At 61.4% G+C, this 21064-nt stretch carries 19 protein-coding genes; 16 read left to right on the top strand and 3 right to left on the bottom strand.

What is annotated here, in order from left to right; genetic code table 11:
- The first annotated feature begins 112 nt into the window (after window positions 1-112).
- The 5 genes from Q7J58_RS10960 to zapE all read left to right on the top strand — a co-directional run bounded on the left by Q7J58_RS10960 (window position 113) and on the right by zapE (window position 7388).
- Window positions 113-3004, top strand: coding sequence for a 2-oxoglutarate dehydrogenase E1 component (locus Q7J58_RS10960; RefSeq protein ID WP_304827532.1), 2892 nt, complete (start codon window positions 113-115; stop codon window positions 3002-3004).
- Window positions 3005-3102: 98 nt separating this feature from the next.
- Entirely contained in the window at window positions 3103-4359 is a 1257-nt protein-coding gene (gene odhB, locus Q7J58_RS10965; protein ID WP_304827535.1) for a 2-oxoglutarate dehydrogenase complex dihydrolipoyllysine-residue succinyltransferase, read from the top strand.
- A gap of 19 nt (window positions 4360-4378) precedes the next feature.
- Window positions 4379-4699, top strand: a complete 321-nt coding sequence (locus Q7J58_RS10970; RefSeq protein ID WP_304827537.1) for a PspC domain-containing protein — start codon at window positions 4379-4381, stop codon at window positions 4697-4699.
- 27 nt (window positions 4700-4726) lie between these two features.
- Window positions 4727-6154 carry a dihydrolipoyl dehydrogenase gene (lpdA, locus tag Q7J58_RS10975; RefSeq protein ID WP_304827539.1) on the top strand — a complete coding sequence of 476 codons (1428 nt, stop codon included), beginning with the start codon at window positions 4727-4729 and terminating at the stop codon, window positions 6152-6154.
- A gap of 136 nt (window positions 6155-6290) precedes the next feature.
- Window positions 6291-7388: a cell division protein ZapE gene (gene zapE / locus Q7J58_RS10980; RefSeq protein WP_304827542.1), complete on the top strand. Its 1098-nt coding sequence runs from the start codon at window positions 6291-6293 to the stop codon at window positions 7386-7388.
- A gap of 75 nt (window positions 7389-7463) precedes the next feature.
- Here the strand turns inward: zapE and Q7J58_RS10985 are convergent, their stop codons facing one another.
- The 3 genes from Q7J58_RS10985 to Q7J58_RS10995 all read right to left on the bottom strand — a co-directional run bounded on the left by Q7J58_RS10985 (window position 7464) and on the right by Q7J58_RS10995 (window position 9504).
- Window positions 7464-8222 carry a protein phosphatase 2C domain-containing protein gene (locus Q7J58_RS10985; RefSeq protein WP_304827545.1) on the bottom strand — a complete coding sequence of 253 codons (759 nt, stop codon included), beginning with the start codon at window positions 8220-8222 and terminating at the stop codon, window positions 7464-7466.
- 214 nt (window positions 8223-8436) lie between these two features.
- Window positions 8437-8652, bottom strand: a complete 216-nt coding sequence (locus Q7J58_RS10990) for a hypothetical protein (protein ID WP_304827548.1) — start codon at window positions 8650-8652, stop codon at window positions 8437-8439.
- Window positions 8653-8697: 45 nt separating this feature from the next.
- Window positions 8698-9504: an outer membrane protein assembly factor BamD gene (locus Q7J58_RS10995; RefSeq protein ID WP_304827551.1), complete on the bottom strand. Its 807-nt coding sequence runs from the start codon at window positions 9502-9504 to the stop codon at window positions 8698-8700.
- A gap of 124 nt (window positions 9505-9628) precedes the next feature.
- Here Q7J58_RS10995 and Q7J58_RS11000 point away from each other — a divergent pair, with 124 nt between their 5' ends.
- The 11 genes from Q7J58_RS11000 to bamB all read left to right on the top strand — a co-directional run bounded on the left by Q7J58_RS11000 (window position 9629) and on the right by bamB (window position 21036).
- Window positions 9629-10579 (top strand): RluA family pseudouridine synthase, encoded by a 951-nt coding sequence (locus Q7J58_RS11000; protein ID WP_304827653.1) that lies wholly within the window; start codon window positions 9629-9631, stop codon window positions 10577-10579.
- Between the two features lie 242 nt (window positions 10580-10821).
- Window positions 10822-11508: an SMC-Scp complex subunit ScpB gene (scpB, locus tag Q7J58_RS11005; RefSeq protein WP_304827555.1), complete on the top strand. Its 687-nt coding sequence runs from the start codon at window positions 10822-10824 to the stop codon at window positions 11506-11508.
- The gene (locus tag Q7J58_RS11010) at window positions 11505-12854 is read left to right on the top strand and encodes a pseudouridine synthase (protein WP_304827558.1); all 1350 of its coding nucleotides are present in this window, start codon (window positions 11505-11507) and stop codon (window positions 12852-12854) included. Before scpB ends, Q7J58_RS11010 begins: the two co-directional genes overlap by 4 nt.
- A 143-nt stretch (window positions 12855-12997) precedes the next feature.
- Window positions 12998-13423 carry a nucleoside-diphosphate kinase gene (ndk, locus tag Q7J58_RS11015; RefSeq protein ID WP_304827562.1) on the top strand — a complete coding sequence of 142 codons (426 nt, stop codon included), beginning with the start codon at window positions 12998-13000 and terminating at the stop codon, window positions 13421-13423.
- A gap of 85 nt (window positions 13424-13508) precedes the next feature.
- The gene (rlmN, locus tag Q7J58_RS11020; protein WP_304827565.1) at window positions 13509-14660 is read left to right on the top strand and encodes a 23S rRNA (adenine(2503)-C(2))-methyltransferase RlmN; all 1152 of its coding nucleotides are present in this window, start codon (window positions 13509-13511) and stop codon (window positions 14658-14660) included.
- Window positions 14657-15523: a type IV pilus biogenesis/stability protein PilW gene (pilW, locus tag Q7J58_RS11025; RefSeq protein ID WP_304827568.1), complete on the top strand. Its 867-nt coding sequence runs from the start codon at window positions 14657-14659 to the stop codon at window positions 15521-15523. The genes rlmN and pilW overlap by 4 nt, the downstream gene beginning before the upstream one ends.
- A complete protein-coding gene (locus Q7J58_RS11030) occupies window positions 15516-16448 on the top strand; it encodes a helix-turn-helix domain-containing protein (protein ID WP_304827571.1) in 933 nt (310 codons plus the stop codon). The genes pilW and Q7J58_RS11030 overlap by 8 nt, the downstream gene beginning before the upstream one ends.
- Window positions 16449-16510: 62 nt before the next feature.
- Window positions 16511-17761: a flavodoxin-dependent (E)-4-hydroxy-3-methylbut-2-enyl-diphosphate synthase gene (gene ispG / locus Q7J58_RS11035; RefSeq protein ID WP_304827573.1), complete on the top strand. Its 1251-nt coding sequence runs from the start codon at window positions 16511-16513 to the stop codon at window positions 17759-17761.
- 80 nt (window positions 17762-17841) lie between these two features.
- Window positions 17842-19152, top strand: a complete 1311-nt coding sequence (gene hisS, locus Q7J58_RS11040; RefSeq protein WP_304827576.1) for a histidine--tRNA ligase — start codon at window positions 17842-17844, stop codon at window positions 19150-19152.
- A gap of 61 nt (window positions 19153-19213) precedes the next feature.
- Window positions 19214-19888 (top strand): tetratricopeptide repeat protein, encoded by a 675-nt coding sequence (locus Q7J58_RS11045; protein WP_304827579.1) that lies wholly within the window; start codon window positions 19214-19216, stop codon window positions 19886-19888.
- Window positions 19885-21036, top strand: coding sequence for an outer membrane protein assembly factor BamB (bamB, locus tag Q7J58_RS11050; protein ID WP_336623490.1), 1152 nt, complete (start codon window positions 19885-19887; stop codon window positions 21034-21036). The genes Q7J58_RS11045 and bamB overlap by 4 nt, the downstream gene beginning before the upstream one ends.
- Window positions 21037-21064: the final 28 nt, after the last annotated feature.

The following is a 21064-nucleotide window of genomic DNA, read 5'->3' on the forward strand; positions in this document are numbered from 1 at the left end:
AGTCAGGTCCTTCCACAGCCACTGTCGCATCCGCCAATCGGTTCAGCCGTGTCGCGGAAGGTTTTTTTTACCAGCTAATGTTTCCTGTAGGGAAACGGAGGTCAGCGGATTTATGAGCGATTCCCAAGCAAACGGGGGCAATGTTTATGTTGCCTACAAAGGCAACTCGTACCTTTTCGGCGGCAACGCGCCGTACGTAGAGGAAATGTACGAAAACTACCTGGACAACCCGGGTAGCGTGTCCGAAACCTGGCGTGCCTATTTCGACGCCCTTCAGCACGTGCCGGCCGTCGACGGCAGCGATGCCCGCGATGTGCCTCACCAGCCCGTCATCAATGCATTTGCCGAGCGCGCCAAACAAGGTGGCACCAAGGTTGTCATCGCTGCTGGCGCCGACTCCGATCTGGGACGCAAGCGCGTGGCTGTTCAGCAGCTGATCGCGGCCTACCGCAACGTAGGCGCCCGCTGGGCCGACCTGGATCCACTCAAGCGCACCGAGCGCGACCACATTCCCGAACTCGATCCCGCGTTTTATGGTTTTACCGACGCCGATTTCGAAACCGTGTTCAACACCAGCAACACATTTTTCGGCAAGGAGGTTATGTCCTTGCGCGACCTTTTGAATGCGCTGCGCGAAACCTACTGTGGCAGCGTTGGTGCCGAGTACATGTACATCAGCGACCAGGCGCAAAAACGCTGGTGGCAGGAAAAGCTGGAATCGATCCGCAGCAAGCCGGCGTTCAATGCCGACAAGAAAAAACACATCCTCGACCGCCTGACCGCAGCCGAAGGGCTTGAGCGCTTTCTGCACACCAAATACGTGGGCCAGAAGCGCTTTTCGCTGGAAGGTGGTGAGAGCTTCATTGCCGCCATGGACGAGTTGATTCAGCTCGCAGGCAGCCAGGGCGTGCAGGAAATCGTGATCGGCATGGCCCATCGAGGCCGCCTGAACGTGCTGGTGAACACCCTGGGCAAAATGCCCAAGGACCTGTTTGCCGAGTTCGACCACACGGCTCCGGAAGATCTGCCGGCTGGAGATGTGAAGTACCACCAGGGCTTCAGCTCCGACGTGTCCACGCCTGGCGGTCCGGTTCACCTGTCGCTGGCGTTTAACCCTTCGCATCTGGAAATCGTGAACCCGGTGGTCGAGGGCTCGGTGCGTGCCCGCATGGATCGGCGCGGAGATCCCCACGGCAAGCAGGTGTTGCCCGTGCTGGTGCACGGCGACGCCGCATTTGCCGGCCAGGGCGTGAACCAGGAAACCCTTGCACTGGCCCAGACGCGCGGTTACTCTACTGGCGGCACGGTGCACCTGATCATCAACAACCAGATCGGTTTCACCACCTCTGACCCGCGCGATCTGCGCTCCACGTTGTATTGCACCGATATCGTCAAAGGCGTCGAGTCGCCCGTGCTGCACGTCAACGGTGACGACCCGGAAGCCGTGGTGCTGGCCACCCAGCTCGCGCTGGATTACCGCATGACCTTCCGCAAGGATGTTGTGCTGGACATCATCTGCTTCCGCAAGCTGGGCCACAACGAGCAGGACACACCGAGCCTGACCCAGCCGCTGATGTACCGCAAGATCAGCGCCCATCCTGGCACCCGCAAACTGTATGCTGACAAGCTGGCAGCGCAAGGCTTGGGTGAGACGTTGGGCGAAGAGATGTCCAAGTCCTACCGCGCTGCGCTGGATGCAGGTCGCCACACGGTGGATCCGGTTCTGACCAACTTCAAGAGCAAGTTCGCCGTGGACTGGTCGCCCTTCCTGGGCAAAAAGTGGACCGATGCTGGCGACACCGCCATTCCGATGGCCGAGTGGAAGCGACTGGCCGACCGCCTGACCACCATCCCCGAGAGCGTGACCCCGCACCAGTTGGTGAAGAAGGTTTATGCCGACCGCGCGGCCATGGGCCGTGGCGACATTCCGGTGGACTGGGGCATGGGCGAGCACATGGCGTTTGCCTCGCTGGTGGCCAGCGGTTTCCCGGTGCGCCTGTCGGGTGAAGACTGCGGCCGCGGTACCTTCACGCACCGCCATGCGGTGATTCACGACCAGAACCGCGAAAAGTGGGACACCGGCACCTACACGCCGCTGGAAAATGTGGCTGACAACCAGGCTCCGTTTGTCGTCATCGACTCCATCCTCTCGGAAGAGGCGGTGCTGGGCTTTGAGTACGGTTATGCGTCCAACGACCCCAACACCCTGGTGATCTGGGAAGCCCAGTTCGGCGATTTCGCCAACGGCGCTCAGGTGGTGATCGACCAGTTCATTGCGTCAGGCGAGGTGAAGTGGGGCCGTGTGAACGGCATCACGCTGATGCTGCCGCATGGCTATGAAGGCCAGGGCCCCGAGCACAGTTCGGCGCGCCTGGAGCGCTTCATGCAGTTGGCTGCTGACACCAACATGCAGATCGTGCAGCCGACCACGGCCAGCCAGATCTTCCACATCTTGCGCCGCCAGATGGTGCGCAATCTGCGCAAGCCTCTGATCATCTTCACGCCCAAGTCGTTGCTGCGCAACAAGGACGCGACATCGCCGCTGTCTGAGTTCACCAAAGGCAGCTTCCAGACCGTGATCCCTGAAAGCAACGCCGCAGTGGTGAAGAACGCCGACAAGGTCAAGCGCATCATCTGCTGCTCGGGTAAGGTGTATTACGACTTGGTCAAGAAGCGCGAGGAAAAAGGCGTTGACGATGTGGCAATCCTGCGTGTGGAGCAGCTCTATCCGTTCCCGCACAAGGTGTTTGGTGCCGAGGTGCGCAAGTATCCCAATGCCACCGACATCGTCTGGTGCCAGGACGAGCCGCAAAACCAGGGCGCCTGGTTCTTTGTGCAGCATTACATCCACGAGAACATGCTCGACGGTCAGAAGCTCGGCTATGCCGGTCGCGCTGCATCGGCATCGCCTGCTGTGGGTTACGCGCACCTGCACCAGGAACAGCAGAAGACCCTGATTGAAGCGGCTTTCGCCAAGCTCAAGGGCTTCATCCTCACCAAATGACAGACGGTGGCCGTTGAACAGTGGGCGAGGAGCGGCTCTGCCGCCGCGCCTCACTGGTTTCAACGCCGAACACCCAACGCAAAGAACAGGTAATACAAATGGCAATCGTAGAAGTCAAAGTTCCTCAGCTCTCTGAGTCCGTGGCCGAGGCCACCTTGCTGCAGTGGAAAAAGAAGGTGGGTGATGCCGTCACCGCCGATGAGACACTGATCGAGATCGAGACCGACAAGGTCGTTCTGGAATGCCCCGCCCCCTCCAGCGGTGTGCTGGTTGAAATTTTGCAAGGCGATGGCGCCACCGTGGCCGCTGAGCAGCTGATCGCCCGTATCGACACCGCTGCGGTGGCTGGCGCCGCTGCACCCGCTGCGGCTGCACCCGCTGCGGCCGCACCCGCTGCCGTGGCTGCCACCTCTGTGGCCGCTGCTCCGGCCGCTGCCGCAGCAGCGTCTCAGTCCAAAGCCGGCGTGGCCATGCCCGCCGCCGCCAAGTTGATGGCTGATGGGGGCATGGCCCCCGGCTCGGTGCCTGGCACCGGCAAAGACGGCCGCGTGACCAAGGGCGATGTGCTGGCCGCTGCCGCTGCACCCAAGGCTGCCGTGGCCGCACCGGTGGCCATTCCCACCGGCGCACCCACCAAAGTGCTGCCGCAGGTGGCCACCGTGGCCCCTGACCTGGGTGACCGCCCTGAAGAACGCGTGCCCATGACGCGTCTGCGTGCCCGTGTGGCCGAGCGTCTGCTGCAGTCGCAGTCGACCAACGCGATTCTGACCACGTTCAATGAGATCAACATGGCCCCGGTCATGGAGATGCGCAAGAAGTTCCAGGACCGCTTTGAGAAGGAACACGGCGTCAAGCTGGGCTTCATGAGCTTCTTCGTGAAGGCCGCTGTGCATGCGCTGAAGAAATTCCCGGTACTCAACGCATCGGTGGATGGCAACGATATCGTCTACCACGGCTATTTCGACATCGGTATTGCCGTCGGTTCGCCCCGCGGTCTGGTGGTGCCCATCTTGCGCAACGCCGACCAGATGAGCTTTGCCGACATCGAGAAGAAGATTGCTGAATTTGGCCAGAAAGCCAAAGATGGGAAGCTGAGCATGGACGACATGACCGGCGGCACCTTCGGCTCGATGATGTCCACCCCCATCATCAACCCGCCGCAGTCAGCCATTTTGGGCGTTCACGCCACCAAAGACCGCGCCATGGTGGAAAACGGCCAAGTGGTTGTGCGTCCCATGAACTACTTTGCCATGTCCTACGACCACCGCATCATCGACGGCCGCGAAGCCGTGCTGGGTCTGGTGGCCATGAAAGAAGCGCTGGAAGATCCGGCGCGCCTGTTGTTCGACATCTGAAGCCACAAGGGGTTACACCATGCCACTGGCAGACGAATTGTTGAAGTTGGAGCAGCTGCGTGAGCGCGGCAGCCTGACGGCGGAGGAGTTCGAACGGGCGAAAGCCCGGCTGCTGGGGACCGGTGTGGAGCCTGTGGGGTCGACCAAGCTGGCGCAGTCGCTCAACAGCCTGCGCCGATCAGGCACGGACAAATGGATTGCCGGTGTGTGTGGTGGTATTGCCGCTGCCACGGGCGTTGACGCCTGGATCTGGCGGCTGCTGCTGGCCGTGCTGTTTTTCGCGGGAGGTATGGGCCTGGTGCTCTACATCCTGCTCTGGATTTTTGTGCCCGCCGAGTGAGGCGTGCAGCAACCCGAGAGTTTCAACATGTCTCAATCTTTTGATGTGATCGTCATCGGTGGCGGTCCTGGCGGTTACATTGCGGCCATCCGTGCAGCCCAGTTGGGCTTCAAGGTGGCCTGTATCGACGAGTGGAAAAATGCTGCTGGCGGTCCTGCGTTGGGTGGCACCTGCACCAACGTCGGTTGCATCCCGTCCAAGGCCCTGCTTCAGTCCAGCGAACACTTTGACCACGCCAACCACCACTTTGCCGAACACGGCATCAGCACCGGCACGGTGAAGATGGATGTGACCAAAATGGTGGGCCGCAAAGACGCGGTGGTGAAGCAGAACAACGATGGCATCCAGTACTTGTTCAAGAAGAACAAGGTGACGTTCTTCCACGGCCGCGGCTCGTTCGTGAAGGCTGTCGACGGTGGTTATGAAATCCAGGTCACGGGTGCCAAAGAAGATCTGCTGACCGGCAAACAGATCATTGTGGCCACCGGCTCCAATGCGCGTGCGCTGGCTGGCGTGCCGTTTGATGAAGAAACTGTGCTGTCCAACGACGGTGCGCTGCGCATGGGCGCTGTGCCCAAGAAGCTGGTGCTGATCGGCTCGGGCGTGATTGGCCTGGAAATGGGCTCTGTGTGGCGCCGTCTGGGTTCGGATGTCACCATCCTTGAAGGCCTGCCAACTTTCCTGGGCGCGGTAGACGAACAGATCGCCAAGGAAGCCAAGAAGGCGTTTGACAAGCAAGGTCTGAAGATTGAACTGGGCGTGAAAGTGGGCGATGTCAAGACCACCAAGAAAGGTGTGAGCGTGGCTTATACCAATGCCAAGGGCGAAGCCTTGAAGTTGGATGCCGACAAATTGATTGTGTCCATTGGCCGGGTGCCCAACACCATTGGCCTGAACGCCGAGGGCGTGGGGCTGCAACTGGACGAACGCGGTGCGGTCATGGTCGATGCTGAATGCAAGACCAGCCTGCCCGGCGTGTGGGCGGTGGGCGACGTGGTGCGTGGCCCCATGTTGGCGCACAAAGCGGAAGAAGAGGGCGTGGCGGTGGCCGAGCGCATTGCGGGTCAGCACGGGCATGTCAACTTCAACACCATTCCCTGGGTCATTTACACGAGCCCCGAGATTGCCTGGGTGGGTCGCACCGAGCAGCAGCTCAAAGCCGACGGCGTGGCTTACAAAGCAGGCACGTTCCCGTTCTTGGCGAACGGCCGTGCACGCGCGCTGGGCGACACGACGGGCATGGTCAAATTCCTGGCCGATGCAACCACCGACGAGATTCTGGGTGTGCACATCGTTGGCCCGATGGCTTCTGAACTGATTGCCGAGGCCGTGGTGGCGATGGAGTTCAAGGCCAGCGCTGAAGACATTGCCCGCATTTGCCACGCGCATCCTTCGCTCTCAGAGGCGACCAAGGAAGCCGCATTGGCGGTGGACAAGCGCACGCTGAATTTCTGATCCAGTCCGGTGGCTCGTTTCGAGCCACCGCATCCCCCCGGGTGGGGGGCAGGCCTGCAAGCCCGGTGATTCGGGTTTGCAGGCATTTTGGTTGCTGCACCTTATTGGCGGCTTCACGGACTTTAGAGGGCCACACATGTCCGTCAGATCCACCTACGAAGCCATGCTGGTTGAGCGTGGCTACACCACGGACCCCGCCCAGCAGCGTGCCATTGACGCGCTGGAGCGGTGCGCCACCGAGTGGACGAACTACAAGAAGAAGCGCTCCAACGCGCTGAAGAAAATGTTCATCAAGCCCGATATTCCGCGTGGCGTCTACATGTTCGGTGGCGTCGGTCGGGGCAAGAGCTTTCTGATGGATTGCTTCTTCAACGCGGTACCGATCAAGCGCAAAACCCGGCTGCACTTTCACGAGTTCATGCGCGAGGTGCACCGCGAACTGCGCGAACTGCAGGGCACCGTGAATCCGCTGGATGAGCTGGGTTTGCGCATGGCCAAGCGCTACAAGCTGATCTGTTTTGATGAATTTCACGTGGCGGATGTCACCGATGCCATGATCCTGCACCGCTTGTTGGACGCACTGTTCAAGGCTGGTGTGGGCTTTGTCACCACCTCCAATTTTCACCCGGACGGCCTCTACCCCAATGGCTTGCACCGCGATCGCATCCTGCCTGCGATTGAACTGCTCAAGCAGAAGCTGGAAGTGATCAATGTGGACAATGGAACCGACTACCGCCAGCGCACCCTGACCCTGATCGATCTCTACCATTGCCCGCTGGGGCCCCAGGCTGACGCAGCGATGGAAAAAAACTTTGCTCAGTTGGCAGAAATGGGTGATCAGGATCCGGTGATGCAGATTGAGTCGCGCCAGATCCGTGCCGTGCGGCGTGCGGGCGGCGTGATCTGGTTCGACTTTCGCACCCTGTGCGGCGGTCCACGCTCGCAAAACGACTACCTTGAAATCGCCTCCCAGTTCCATACGGTGCTGCTGTCGAACGTGCCGCAGATGCAGGTGCGTCAGGCGTCTGAAGCGCGGCGTTTCACCTGGTTGATTGATGTGTTGTACGACCGGCGTGTCAAGCTGGTGATGTCGGCTGCGGTGGCGCCCGAACTGCTCTATGTGGAGGGGCCCATGTCGCATGAGTTTCCACGCACGGTCTCCCGTTTGGGGGAGATGCAGTCGGCGGAGTTTTTGGCGCTGGAGCACCGCACGGTGGACACGGGACTGACCTGACGCGCTTGTTGGTGCGCTGGAGCCGGTTCAGAACTCAAATAACAAGCGTTTTTCTGTGTGAGTGACGTTTGAATATCAGAACAGAGGATCCAGCTTGACGATGGCCAACGAGAGGTTGTCGCCCGTACCCCTGGCGCGTGAGCGTGCCTTCTGGATCAGGAATTCGCATGCCTCGCGGGGCGACAGCATGGTGATGGTGCTGGACAGTTCTTCGGGTGTGAAGTAGTGCCATACACCATCACTGCACGCCATGATCGCGTCACCAGCCTGAAGTTGTGGCACCGCATGGATGTCCATCGGCGGGTCGTTGTCGGTGCCCAGACAGCCGGCGAGGATGTTGGAGTTGGGGTGGTTTTGCGCCTCTTCTTCACTGATCTCGCCCTTGTCTACCAAGGTTTGCACATACGAGTGGTCCATAGTTCGAAATACCATTTTTCCATTTCGGAAGTGGTAGATACGGGAATCTCCAGCGTGCGCCCAGTGGCTGTCGCCAGAGGGATTGATGAGAAAGACCGCGATGGTGCTGTGGGGTTCTTGCTCCGATGAAACAGCGGTCAGTTTGATGACCAAATGAGACTCTTCCACGATCTGGCGTAAGAGGGCAGATGCATCGTCGGTGTCAGGGTCGTAGCGCTCGAACAACTGGCGCGCTGTGAGCATCACCTGGTCAGAAGCCTTGCGCCCGCCACTGCGTCCACCCATGCCGTCGGCGACCACAGCCAGCAGGCAGGCAGGGTGGCGTGGGTGGCGAAGCAAACAAACCTGGTCTTGCTGGTAGTCGCGATCACCCCGGTGAATGCCGGTGGATGCTTGAATACGGTAGCCTTTGGACATAACAGGGTCGTTCGGTGGGGAGATAAGCGCCTCAATCCTGGCGGAACCAGGCGTGTCGCCGTTCTGGGCTGAAGCCCAGCGAGCAACTTGAGTGGCTTGCAAAAATGAACTTGATGGTAACCACTAAAGGTTGTGCAGCTTGCTGCCCAGAGTCAAAACTTCGACTTTGACCTTGTGACGAGATGTGACAGCTCTGGGTGCAGAAAGCCTCCCGTCAAGCTTTGAGTTGGTGCTTGAACAGGTCCTTGTCGCGGCACCAGGCGTGCAGGTCGGGGCCCATCAGGGAGTGGTAGCGTTGAGTGTCAGCAGATGCTGAGCTGGGCATCCAGGATGCAGCCGCGATATCCACGGGCAGTGTGCCTGCGGGTGTTGGCAAGCTGTCTTTTTGATTGAAGTTGCTGATCCATTTCCTGAGGGTCCCCTCAGACATGTGCAGTTCTTGGGCAACGGATCGGACGCTTTTGGCGTGTGGCGTTTACCAGACCTTCCACCATGGATCGCTGGCGCTTTTGAAACCCTTGCTCAGGTATTCGCTGCTGGGGTAGCTGGCCAGCATCACCCTGCGTGCGTCGTCGCGCAGTTGCGTTATGCCCAGCGCGTCGTAAGACTGGATCAAGATGTACAGGGCTTCTTCCAGTGCGGGCGCGTCGGTATAGTCCACCAGCGCGGTTTGGGCGCGCCCAATGGCTGCCAAGTATGCGCCACGGGTGTGGTAGTAACGCGCCACATGCACCTCATATTGGGCCAGTGAGTTGACGATGTAGGTCATGCGCGAGCGTGCGTCGGGGGTATAGCGGGAATCGGGAAAGCGCGTGACCAGATCGCGAAACGCTTCAAACGATTCTTTGGCTGCCTTTTGGTCCCGTTCGGACAGGTCCTGGCGTGACAGTGAGCCAAACAGGCCCAGGTTGTCGTTGAAACTGGCCAGACCCTTCAGGTAGAGCGCGTAGTCCAGTGCCGGGCTGGACGGGTGCAGCCGCATGAAGCGGTCGATGGCTGCGAGCGCTTGGGCTGGCTCACCTGCCTTGTAATGGGTGTGCGCTTTGTCGAGCTGGGCTTGCTGGGCCAGTGGCGTGCCTGCGGCACGACCTTCAAGCTTTTCGTACAGCGTAATGGCTTTTTCAAAGTTGCCGGCATCTCGCTCGTCACGGGCTTCGCTGTAAAGCTTGTTGGGGCTCCAGCCAGCGGTTTCATCTATAGGCTTGGTGTTGGCGCACCCAGACAGCACCAAGGCGGAACCCACCAAGCACAGTGACACAGCAGATAATCTGGACAGAAGCATCACTCGCATACCTTTACAACGGAACAACCAGGTTTTGGTCACTGAAATTATATCGACGGGGTGGGTGCAGCCCACGCCGGTACCCAATGATGTGCTGGATGGAGCCTCGCAGGCAGACGAAGGACTGTTTGAGTCCGAAACCCGCCTCTGTGAGGTGCCCACCGACATGCATGGCTGGCGCATCGACCGTGCGCTGGCACGCTTGATTCCCGAGTTCTCACGTTCTTACCTGCAGCAGCTCATGGCCGACGGTGCGGTACAACTGCGCGGCGCGGCGGTGATCAAGCAGGCTGCTCGCATTGCGGCGGGTGAACGCCTGCAGGTGGAGCTGCGCCCCACGCAACAGGCCATGGCTTTCGTGCCACAAGCCCTGGCGTTGGATGTCGTATTTGAGGATGCCGATCTGCTGGTGATCAACAAACCGGCAGGCTTGGTGGTGCACCCTGCTGCGGGCAACTGGAGTGGCACACTGCTCAACGGCCTGCTCGCCCATCACGTTGGCGCTGCCAGCTTGCCGCGTGCGGGTATTGTTCACCGGCTGGACAAGGATACCTCGGGCCTGATGCTGGTGGGCAAAAGCCGCCAAGCGGTCGAAGCCTTGGTGCGTGCCATCGCTGCGCGCGAAGTGAATCGGCAATACCTGGCGCTGGCGCATGGGCGCTGGTCGGGCGCAGCAGAGCAGGGCGTTGACCAGCCGATTGGACGCGACAGCCGCAACCGCCTGCGCATGGCCGTGGTACCCCAGGACGGCACAACGGGCAAACCAGCCCAGACCACTGTGCGTCGGCTTGATGGCTCCGATCAGGCCTGTCTGGTCGCTTGCAAACTGCACACGGGTCGAACCCACCAGATCCGCGTGCACATGGCGTGGCTCGGTCACCCGTTGGTGGGTGACACGCTCTACGGCGGTCGTGTGTTGTGGGGCATGGGACGCCAAGCGCTGCATGCAACCCGGTTGCGGTTGCAGCACCCCATAGGTGGCCAGTTGCTGGATTTTCAGTCTGCGCCCCCCGCCGATTTCATGGATGCACTGGCGCAGAGCGGGCTCCAGTACAATCCGGCATCGCTGGGTTGATACCAAATTTGCCTGTTGTCAGGTTTTGGTGGGGTGCATGACACTGCAGTCCCCCTTTTCCCCAGTATTCCGAATACATTCCAGCGCTCCGGGCCGTTCAGAGTACCGAGTTTTGCTGAAGTCCGATGATTCGGATGTCTTGCCTTGCTGGCACCGCAGGTGGTGCTGCCATTGCAGGCGCGTATTTGCATGGTGCTTCCTTACCCCGCCCGAGCCGCAAGCCGGTGATAGACACACACACGATGAATACCGCGGATGCCAAGCGCGTCCTTGAGACCGCCCTAATTTGTGCACCCCAACCGCTGACCGTGCGGGCCATGGGCGTGCTGTTTGATATGGAGGTCTCGTCCGACACCATCAAGGCCCTGTTGGCCGATCTTCAACTCGAATGGTCGGGGCGCGGTGTCGAGTTGGTGCAGGTGGCCAGCGGCTGGCGTTTCCAGAGCCGCCCCGAGCTGCGCCCCTACCTGGATCGGCTGCACCCCGAAAAGCCGCCCAAGTACAGCCGGGCTGCCATGGAAACGCTGGCCATCATTGCGTACCGCCAGCCCGTGACCCGTGGCGACATGGAAGACATTCGCGGAGTGACCATCAATTCCTTGATCCTCAAGCAACTGGAAGACCGGGGTTGGGTTGAGGTGATCGGTCATCGGGAAACGGTGGGGCGGCCCGCTTTGTTTGCCACCACACGCCAGTTTCTGGACGACCTTGGCCTCGCTTCGCTCGATCAGTTGCCACCGCTGGAGGGCAGCGAAGTGCAGGAGTCTGCACTTGATCGGCTGGACTTCGAGTCGCTGTCTTCCAGTTTGCTGCCCCATCCTACCGATCTCCCTTTTGATGCAGGGGGAGCTGCCCCAGCCCTTGCTAAGCCCTTTTCGACCCATCTCCGACCCGCTGATGTTGGAACCCTCCACACAGGAACACCATGAACCCGGCACAAACCCCCAACCATACGCCCGACGCCATGCCAGATACCGCGCCCGAGGCACCAGATGCGGTGCGTGTGACCGACACGGAGTTTCAGCGTGTTGCATCGTCGTCCACAAAAGCAGTGCGATCGCCGCAGCCGCAGCCGCAAGTGCAGGTGCTGCAGTTCGACGATGTGGTCAGAGGCGTCTTTGATGCCGAACAAGAGATGGATCTGCCGCTGCCACCCAAGCGTGTGCTGGCGCCACAAGCCGAGTCGCCCAAGTTGCACAAGGTGCTGGCGCAGGCCGGCATGGGGTCGAGGCTTGAAATGGAGCAGCTCATTCTGGAAGGTCGCATTTCGGTCAATGGCGAGCCCGCCCACGTTGGCCAGCGCATCCAGTTGGGCGATGTGATCCGGGTCAACGGCAAGCAGGTGCGGGTGCGCATGACGCCGCCGCCACCACGCGTGCTGGCTTACCACAAGCCAGCGGGTGAGGTGGTGTCGCACGACGACCCCCAGAACCGTCCTTCCGTGTTCCGCCGCCTGCCGCGCTTGTACCAGAGCAAGTGGCAGTCGGTGGGCAGGCTTGACCTGAACACCGAAGGTCTTTTGCTGTTGACCGATTCCGGTGAGTTGGCCAACCGCCTGATGCATCCGCGTTTTGGTCTGCAGCGCGAATACGCGGTGCGCGTCCTGGGGGCCTTGTCCAACGAAGAAAAACAGCGCCTGCTCGACGGAGTGCGGCTGGACGACGGCATGGCGCAGTTCGCCAGCATTGAAGACGGTGGCGGCGAAGGTGCCAATTGCTGGTACCGAGTGACCATTGGCGAGGGCCGCAACCGCGAAGTGCGCCGCATGTTTGAAGCGGTCGGCCACGCCGTCAGCCGCCTGATTCGCATTCGCTACGGCGCCATGATGCTGCCGCGCGGTCTCAAGCGGGGTGTGTGGGTTGAGCTGGATCAGCAAGACATCGATCGGCTGACGAAGGCCGCTGGCATGCCAGCGCCTGGCGCTGGCGCGGATCGGGCCGCACGCCCAACCGGTCGGCATCCGGGTGCGCGTGGCAAACAGGCGCCCAAAACGGGTGGTCGGAACTATGGCAACCCCGCTGGAAGCCGGGGCGAAGCCCCCGCAGTGCGGCGCAGCAGCATGTTTGGCACTCCGGCCAGCAACCCCAATGCGCCCAAGAGCCGGGGTGGCAAGGGGCCGAGCGGCGGCGGGGCGCAACCCGATCCCATGAAGACCTCGTTTGGCTATATTGGTCAGGATGCACTGCAGCGCAGGCGCGAAGAAGAATCCAGCCGCCCCACCGGCGGGCGCCGCCGGGGTGGTGGCTCAGGCGGTGGCCGCTCAGGTGGTCGCTAACATCTTGCGCACCGTGGGTGTGGCCCATACGACCCTCCGACGTGCGCTCAATGGCACATGAGATTCACGTCGGCAATGTAGAATCATAGGCTTTGCGATTCGTCTCAAAACGCAATCATTTATCTGTCAATTCAAGGAATAACATGGCCATCGAACGCACCCTTTCCATCATCAAACCCGACGCCGTTGCCAAGAACGTCATCGGCCAGATCTACGCCCGTTTCGAAGCTGCAGGCCTGAAGGTTGTGGCTGCTCGCATGGCTCACCTGTCGCGTGGCGAAGCCGAGGCTTTCTATGGCGTGCACAAAGAGCGTCCTTTCTTCAAGGACCTGGTGGACTTCATGATCTCCGGCCCGGTGATGATCCAGGCGCTGGAAGGTGAGGGCGCGATTGCCAAAAACCGCGATCTGATGGGCGCGACCGATCCCAAGAAAGCCGCTGCCGGTACCATTCGCGCCGACTTTGCTGACAGCATCGATGCCAATGCTGTGCACGGCTCAGATGCCCCTGAAACCGCCGCTGCAGAAATCGCGTTCTTCTTTGCCGGCATGAACGTTTACTCGCGTTGAACATGGCCGACACGCTCCACGTTGTGTCGCTGTCCGCCCGGCGGGTGTCGGCCAGCTGGGGGCGTTTTGGCGCCATCTGCATCTCATGACGGTCAACCTGCTTGAATTTGATCTTGAAGGTCTGGCCGCCTTTTGCGAGCAGCTGGGTGAAAAGCGTTTTCGCGCTGTTCAGCTGTTTCGCTGGATCCATCAAAAGGGGGCATCGCGTTTCGACGAGATGACCGATCTGGCTCGCAGCCTGCGCGAGAAGCTCCCATCCGTGTGTCACATCACCGACCTGCCGGTGCTGTCACGCCAAGACTCTGCCGACGGCACCATCAAGTGGCTGTTTGATGTGGGCGACGGCAATGCCGTTGAAGCCGTTTTTATTCCCGAAGAAGACCGAGGCACCTTGTGCATCTCATCCCAGGCCGGCTGCGCCGTGGGATGCCGGTTTTGCTCCACCGGCCACCAAGGCTTCTCCCGCAACCTCACCACCGGTGAGATCGTGGCGCAGCTCTGGCATGCCGAGCATTTTTTGCGCAAGCACCTGGGCAAAACCGAGCGCGTGATCACCAATGTGGTGATGATGGGCATGGGTGAGCCTTTGCAGAATTACAACGCCCTGGTTCCTGCCTTGCGCGTGATGCTGGATGACCACGGTTATGGGTTGTCGCGCCGCAGGGTCACGGTGTCCACTTCGGGTGTGGTGCCTATGATGGATCGCTTGGCCAAAGATTGTCCAGTGGCGCTGGCGGTGTCCTTGCATGCGCCCAACAACGCTTTGCGCGATTCGCTGGTGCCGCTGAACCGCAAATACCCTATCGCTGAATTGTTGGACGCCTGCTTGCGCTACCTGCCTGCCGCCCCGCGCGACTTCATTACCTTTGAATACTGCATGCTCGATGGCGTGAACGACCAGCCTGAGCATGCGCAGCAGTTGCTGGCGCTCGTTCAAAGTCATGGTGCACGGGGTGTGCCATGCAAAATCAACCTTATTCCGTTCAACCCTTTCCCGGATTCCGGTCTGAAGTGCTCACCCCGTGCGGTGGTGCTCAGGTTTGGGCAGGTATTGAACGAAGGCGGGCTGGTCACGACCGTGCGCAAGACGCGTGGCGATGACATTGACGCTGCGTGTGGCCAGTTGGCTGGTGATGTGCTGGACCGTACCAATGCGGCCCAGCGGTTGGCGCTGCGCCGCACGGTGGTTGAGCAGCCCATTCGGTTCATTCCTTCCGCACGAGAGAGACAGACATGACACAAGTGCTTCGCCAAGGATCACCGCTGCCAAGCGACTTCGGGCTGAACGGGGTATTGCGTCAAACGCTTGTGAGATTGCTGCTGTGCGTACTGATGGCCGCAGGGCTGCTGTCGCTGGTCGGTTGTGCTGGGGGTGTCGCAGCCACATCCAGCACAGCCGAGCCCGTCACCGAGTCCGATGAACCAGACGCCCGCAAGCGTGCGCGCCTTCGCCTGGAATTGGCCTCTGGTTATTTTGAACAGGGCCAGACCACAGTGGCTCTGGACGAGATCAAGCAGTCGCTCGCCGCCGACCCCACCTATGGGCCGGCGTATGTGCTGCGCGGGTTGGTGTACATGCGCTTGAACGACAACCGACTGGCAGAAGACAGTTTCCAGCGCGCGTTGCAGATCAATTCGCGTGATCCCGACGCATTGCACAACTACGGCTGGTTTTCGTGCCAACTGGGGCGCCACACGCAAGCAATTGAGCTGTTTGTCCGAGCGCTGGCCAGTCCGGTGTACGGTGGTCAGGCCAAGACCTACATGGCCAAGGGCGTTTGCCAAACCCGTATGCGGCAGTACCCCGAGGCCGAGGGCAGTTTTGCGCGTTCTTACGAGTTGGATGCTGGTAACCCGATCACCGGCTACAACTTGGCTTCGCTGTTGTTTCGCAGGGGCGACGATTCGCGTGCCCAGTTTTACATCCGCCGGCTGAACAACTCCGAGCTGGCAAATGCCGAAACGCTGTGGCTGGGTATCAAAGTCGAGCGTCGGCTCGGCAATACCGAAGCCCTGCAACAACTGGCTCAGCAATTGAGCCGCCGCTACCCGCAGTCGCGGGAATGGGCTTTCTACCAGCGTGGGGCGTTCGATGAGTGATCGGTCAGCACAAGACGCCACAGCAGCCGTGGCAACCGAAGACCATGCATTCCGACCGGTTTTGTTGAGCCAGGCACGGGAGGCTGCAGGGCTGCACATCGCTGCCCTGGCTGCTGCCTTGAAAGTTCCCGTCAAGAAGCTGGAGGCGCTGGAAGCCGGTCACTACGACGAACTGCCTGACCTGGTGTTCGCGCGCGCGCTGGCCTCCAGTGCGTGCAGGCAGCTCAAAGTGGACCCCACCCCCATTCTGAAGCAGATCCCGGCTGGGGTCACGCCCCAACTGGGCGATTCGGGTACGGCTATCAACACCCCGTTCAAGCCAGCTTCAGGTGGTACGGCGGCGAATTCGGTAGGTTGGTTGTCGCGCCCAGCGGTACTGGCGGCCGTGGTGCTGATACTGGGTGCCTTGCTACTGGTTTTCTTGCCAGAGGTGACTCACCTTGCCGACCCGGTGATCAATGCACCTGCTGCTGACGCGCTCCCCGGCGAATCCCCTGAGCTTGTTTCTTCAGCATCTGTAGAAGGCTCCACGGTTCCCAACGAAGCATTGGTGCAGTCTGCGATGCCTGCCGCAACCACCGACGCTGGGGCAGCTTTGTCGATTGCGCTGAAGCCTGCGCCGGTAGCACCAGCGATTGCCGCCGAAACCGCCGGAACCACCGCAGCGACCGGTGGTGCGGTGGATGCCGCCAAGGTGCTCGTCATTCGCGCTACGGGTGAATCCTGGATCGAGGTGAAGACAGGTACCGGCGTTGTCCTGATTCAGCGCATGCTCAAAGCCGGTGACACAGTCGATTTCTCGGCCGCACCACCTTATTCGGTGGTGGTTGGCCGGGTGGACAATGCCGAGGTGCAGGTCCGTGGGCGCGCTTTCGATGCCGTACCCTTTGCACGCAATGGCGTGGCACGCTTTCAGGTGAAATGAACATGGGCAGCGACAAATGCACGGACGGGGCTAGGGCGGCGGCCGAGCTGACAGATCAGGCGATGAAGCCGATACCCCTGAGCCGAGTGCTGCAGCGCAACACCCGTCCGAGCATCGTGGCCTGGGGCGACCGGCGCGTGACCGTGGGCGGTGGTGCACCGGTGCGCGTGCAGTCCATGACCAACACCGACACGGCCGATGCGGTGGGCACCGCCATCCAGGTGAAAGAGCTGGCCCTGGCCGGTTCCGAGCTGGTGCGAATCACGGTCAACAACGACGAAGCGGCCAAGGCGGTGCCTTACATCCGTGAGCAGCTGGACCGCATGGGCGTGGATGTGCCGCTGATCGGCGACTTTCATTACAACGGTCACCGCTTGCTGAGCGACCACCCGGCTTGTGCCGAGGCGCTGTCCAAGTACCGCATCAATCCGGGCAATGTGGGCCGTGGCGACAAAGGCGATCGCCAGTTTGGCCAGATGGTGGAAATTGCTGCGCGGTACGACAAGGCGATTCGCATTGGCGTGAACTGGGGCAGCCTGGACCAGGACCTGCTCGCCCGCCTGATGGATCAAAACGCCCGCCGCAGCCAGCCGTGGGACGCACGTCAGGTGATGTACGAGGCACTGATCACCTCGGCTCTTGATTCAGCGAAAAAGGCCGAGGCCATCGGCTTGAGCGGCAACAACATCACGTTGTCGTGCAAGGTCAGCAGCGTGCAAGACCTGATTGCGGTCTACCAGGAGTTGGCGCAGCGCTGCGACTATCCGCTGCATCTGGGCCTGACCGAAGCCGGCATGGGCACCAAGGGGGCCGTGGCTTCGGCGGCTGCCTTGTCGGTGTTGTTGCAGCAAGGCATCGGCGACACCATTCGTGTGTCGCTCACGCCGCAGCCAGGGGAGTCGCGCACCCAAGAGGTGGTGATTGCACTGGAGATTTTGCAAGCGCTGGGCATGCGTGCCTTTGTGCCCAGCGTGACCGCCTGTCCAGGTTGTGGCCGCACCACCAGCACCACCTTTCAAGAGCTGGCGAAGCAAATTGACGACTTTCTGCGCGGATCCATGCCGGTCTGGCGGGCGCGCTATCCGGGCGTCGAAAACCTCAAGCTCGCGGTCATGGGATGCATTGTCAACGGCCCCGGCGAGAGCAAGCACGCCGACATCGGCATCAGCCTCCCCGGAACCGGCGAGGCGCCAGCTGCGCCGGTCTACATTGACGGTGAAAAAGTGCTGACGCTGCGCGGTGACCGCATCGCGCACGAGTTTCAGCAGATTGTTGAAAATTACATTGAAAAACGGTACGGCACACCAGCCTGACTGAGCGGATCTCGAAGGTCCAGCAAGCCGCCCGGCGGTCCGCGCCAGCAGGGCGCCGTGCCTCAAACGCAAGAATATCCATGGCAGAAAAATTGAGCGCCGTCAAAGGCATGAACGACATTGCTCCCCCCGCGTCCGCGCACTGGGAGTGGCTGGAAGATACGCTGCGTGCGCTGATGCGCCGGTACGGCTACCGCAACCTGCGCACGCCCATCGTGGAGCCCACAGCGCTGTTCGTACGCGGCCTGGGTGAGGTGACCGACATTGTGGAAAAGGAGATGTACTCCTTTGAAGACCGCCTGAACGGCGAGCAGCTCACCCTGCGGCCAGAAAACACCGCCGGCGTGGTGCGCGCGGTGGTGGAAGCGTCCATGCTGTACGACGGTGGTAAGCGCTTGTATTACATGGGCCCCATGTTTCGCCATGAGCGTCCGCAGCGCGGGCGCTACCGCCAGTTTCACCAGTTTGGCGCTGAAGCGCTCGGTTTTGCCGGGCCCGATGTGGATGCCGAGCTCATCGTGCTGGCCTGCGACCTGTGGGCCGAATTGGGCCTGACGGGCATCGAGCTGGAAATCAACAGCCTGGGCCAGCCCGCTGAGCGTTTGGCCCACCGCCAGGCCCTCATTGCCTACCTGGAAGGCCATGCCGACCAGCTCGACGAAGACGCCAGGCGCCGCCTGCACAGCAACCCCTTGCGCATCCTGGACACCAAAAACCCAGCCATGCAGGATCTGGTCAACGCCGCACCGCGGCTGATGGACCACCTGGGTGCCGAGTCACTCGACCACTTCAACCGCTTGCGTGCTTTGCTGGATGCCCACGGCATCACCTATCGGATCAACCCACGCCTGGTGCGTGGCATGGACTACTACAACCTGTCGGTGTTTGAGTTTGTGACCACACAACTCGGCTCGCAGGGCACGGTGTGTGCGGGCGGTCGCTACGACGGCCTGTTTGAGCAAATCGGTGGCAAGGCTACGCCTGCGGTTGGCTGGGCACTGGGCATGGAGCGCATTCTGGAGTTGCTCAAAGAACAGGGCCTTCTGCCGGAACAACCCACGCCGGATGCCTATGCCGTGGTTCCCGATGCGGCCAGCGTGCCACTGGTCATGCCGGTGCTGCGTGCGCTGCGCCAGGTTGGCGTGTCGGTGCAGATGCATGCCGGTGGCGCAGAGGGCATGGGCAGCATGAAATCGCAGTTCAAAAAGGCCGACGCCAGTGGTGCCCGTTTTGCGCTGATCTTCGGTTCAGACGAGTTACAGCAAGGTATGGTGGCGGTGAAACCGTTGCGGGGCCCTAGACCCGGTGAAGCCGGCACCGATCTAGCTGCTCAGGCCCTGCAGCCACTGGCCGACGTGGCGCAGTGGGCCGAGCGTTTGCGCGGCGCTTGAACCGAATTCACCCGTTGCTGGTAGCCGCCTACAATCCCCCGTTATTCACAGACAAGCACCCATGGCCAAACACCTCGACCTTGAAGAGCAGGAACAACTCGACCAGATCAAACACTTCTGGGCTCAGTACGGCAACCTCATCACCTGGGTGTTGATTGCCGTGTTTGGCTCAATGGCGGCCTGGAACGGTTGGAGCTACTGGCAGCGCAGCCAGGCCACCAAGGCGGCTGCGTTGTACGACGAAATTGAGCGGGCGGCCGTCGCCAGCGATGCCGAGCGTATGGAACGCGCGCTGTCCGACATGAAAGACAAGTTCGGCAGCACCACCTTTGCCGCACAGAGCGGGTTGCTGGCCGGCAAGACGCTGTTCGACGCCGGCAAGACCGATGGCGCTCGTGCTGCGCTGACCTGGGTGGCCGAGAAAGTTTCTGACGACGCTTACAAAGCGGTGGCCCGCTTGCGCCTGGTGGGGTTGGACATCGAGGCTCAAGCTTTCGATCAAGCCCTCAAGACGTTGGAAACGCCGGTGCCGAAGCCGTTTGAGCCTTTGGTGGCCGACCGCCGGGGCGACGTGTTCATGGCACAGGGCAAAACCGAAGAAGCGAAGGCGCAATACCAAATGGCTTGGCGCGGTCTGAGCGACCGTGCGGAATACCGCCGACTGGTCGAGGTCAAACTGGCCTCGCTGGGCGTATCGGCATCCAGCCTCGCCGACACCGCAGAGGTGGCACGGTGAGCGCGTTGCGTGGGGTGCATGGGCGACCAAGCCGTTTGGCCTGGGTGGTATCGGGTGCGGTGATCGCGTTGGCGCTCACGGCATGTTCATCGGGTCCAGAGAAGCCCAAGCCCGCCCAACTGGCACCCGTGGCCGCCCTCATGGGCACCACGGTGGCTTGGTCTTCACAGGTGGGCGCGTCGCACGCAGCGCTGGCGCCGCGTGCAGTGGCCGGCCGGGTGTTTGCAGCAGGCAGCGCGGGCACGGTGGTGGCATTGGACGCCTCAACGGGGAAAGACGTCTGGCGTCTGAACCTCGCACAGCCCATCGCTGCTGGCGTGGGCTCCGACGGCGAGCTGGCTGCTGTGATCACGCAAGGCAACGACCTCGTGACCATCCGCGATGGCCAAGAGGTCTGGCGTGTGCGCTTGCCTGCGCGCTCTTTCACGGCGCCACTGGTGGCCGGAAAACGTGTGTTTGTGTTGACCGCCGACCGCACGGTTCGCGCTTTTGATGGTCAGACCGGCGCCCGCTTGTGGGTTCAATCGCGTCCTGCCGAACCGTTGGTGCTGAGCCAGTCCGGCGCCCTGCTTGCCGTGGGCGATACCCTGGTGGTGGGTCTGGCGGGTCGCTTGGCGGGTTTGAATCCGCTCAACGGATCCATTCGCTGGGACGTCCCCGTGGCCACCTCGCGCGGTACCAACGAGGTGGAGCGTCTGGTGGATGTGGTGGGGCCGGTCAGCCGGGTCGGCAACAGTGTTTGTGCCCGTGCCTATTCGGCAGCGGTGGCTTGTGTCGATGCTGGCCGCGGCACCGTGGCCTGGGCGCAGCCTGCGCAGGGAGCCACGGGTTTGCATGGTGATGACCGCTTGGTCTTCGGCACCGAATCCGACGGGCGTGTGTTGGCCTGGCAGCGCGCCAGCGGTGAACGTGGCTGGGAAGTGGACCGCTTGAAGCACCGTGGCCTGACCGCCCCCTTGGCCGTTGGCCGCGTGGTGGCGGTGGGCGACAGTCAGGGCCTTGTGCACTTGCTTTCGCGAGAAGATGGGTCCGAAATGACCCGCATGACCGCCGACGGCTCCGCCATTTTGGTGGCGCCTGTGCTGGCGGGTGATGCTTTGGTGGTGCAGACGCGCAACGGCGGTGTTTACGCCTGGCGTCCCCAATAACGATTTGATGACCGTGCGCATGTTGCGC

The sequence above is a fragment of the Hydrogenophaga sp. genome, from assembly GCF_030656115.1.
Lineage (GTDB): Bacteria > Pseudomonadota > Gammaproteobacteria > Burkholderiales > Burkholderiaceae_C > Hydrogenophaga.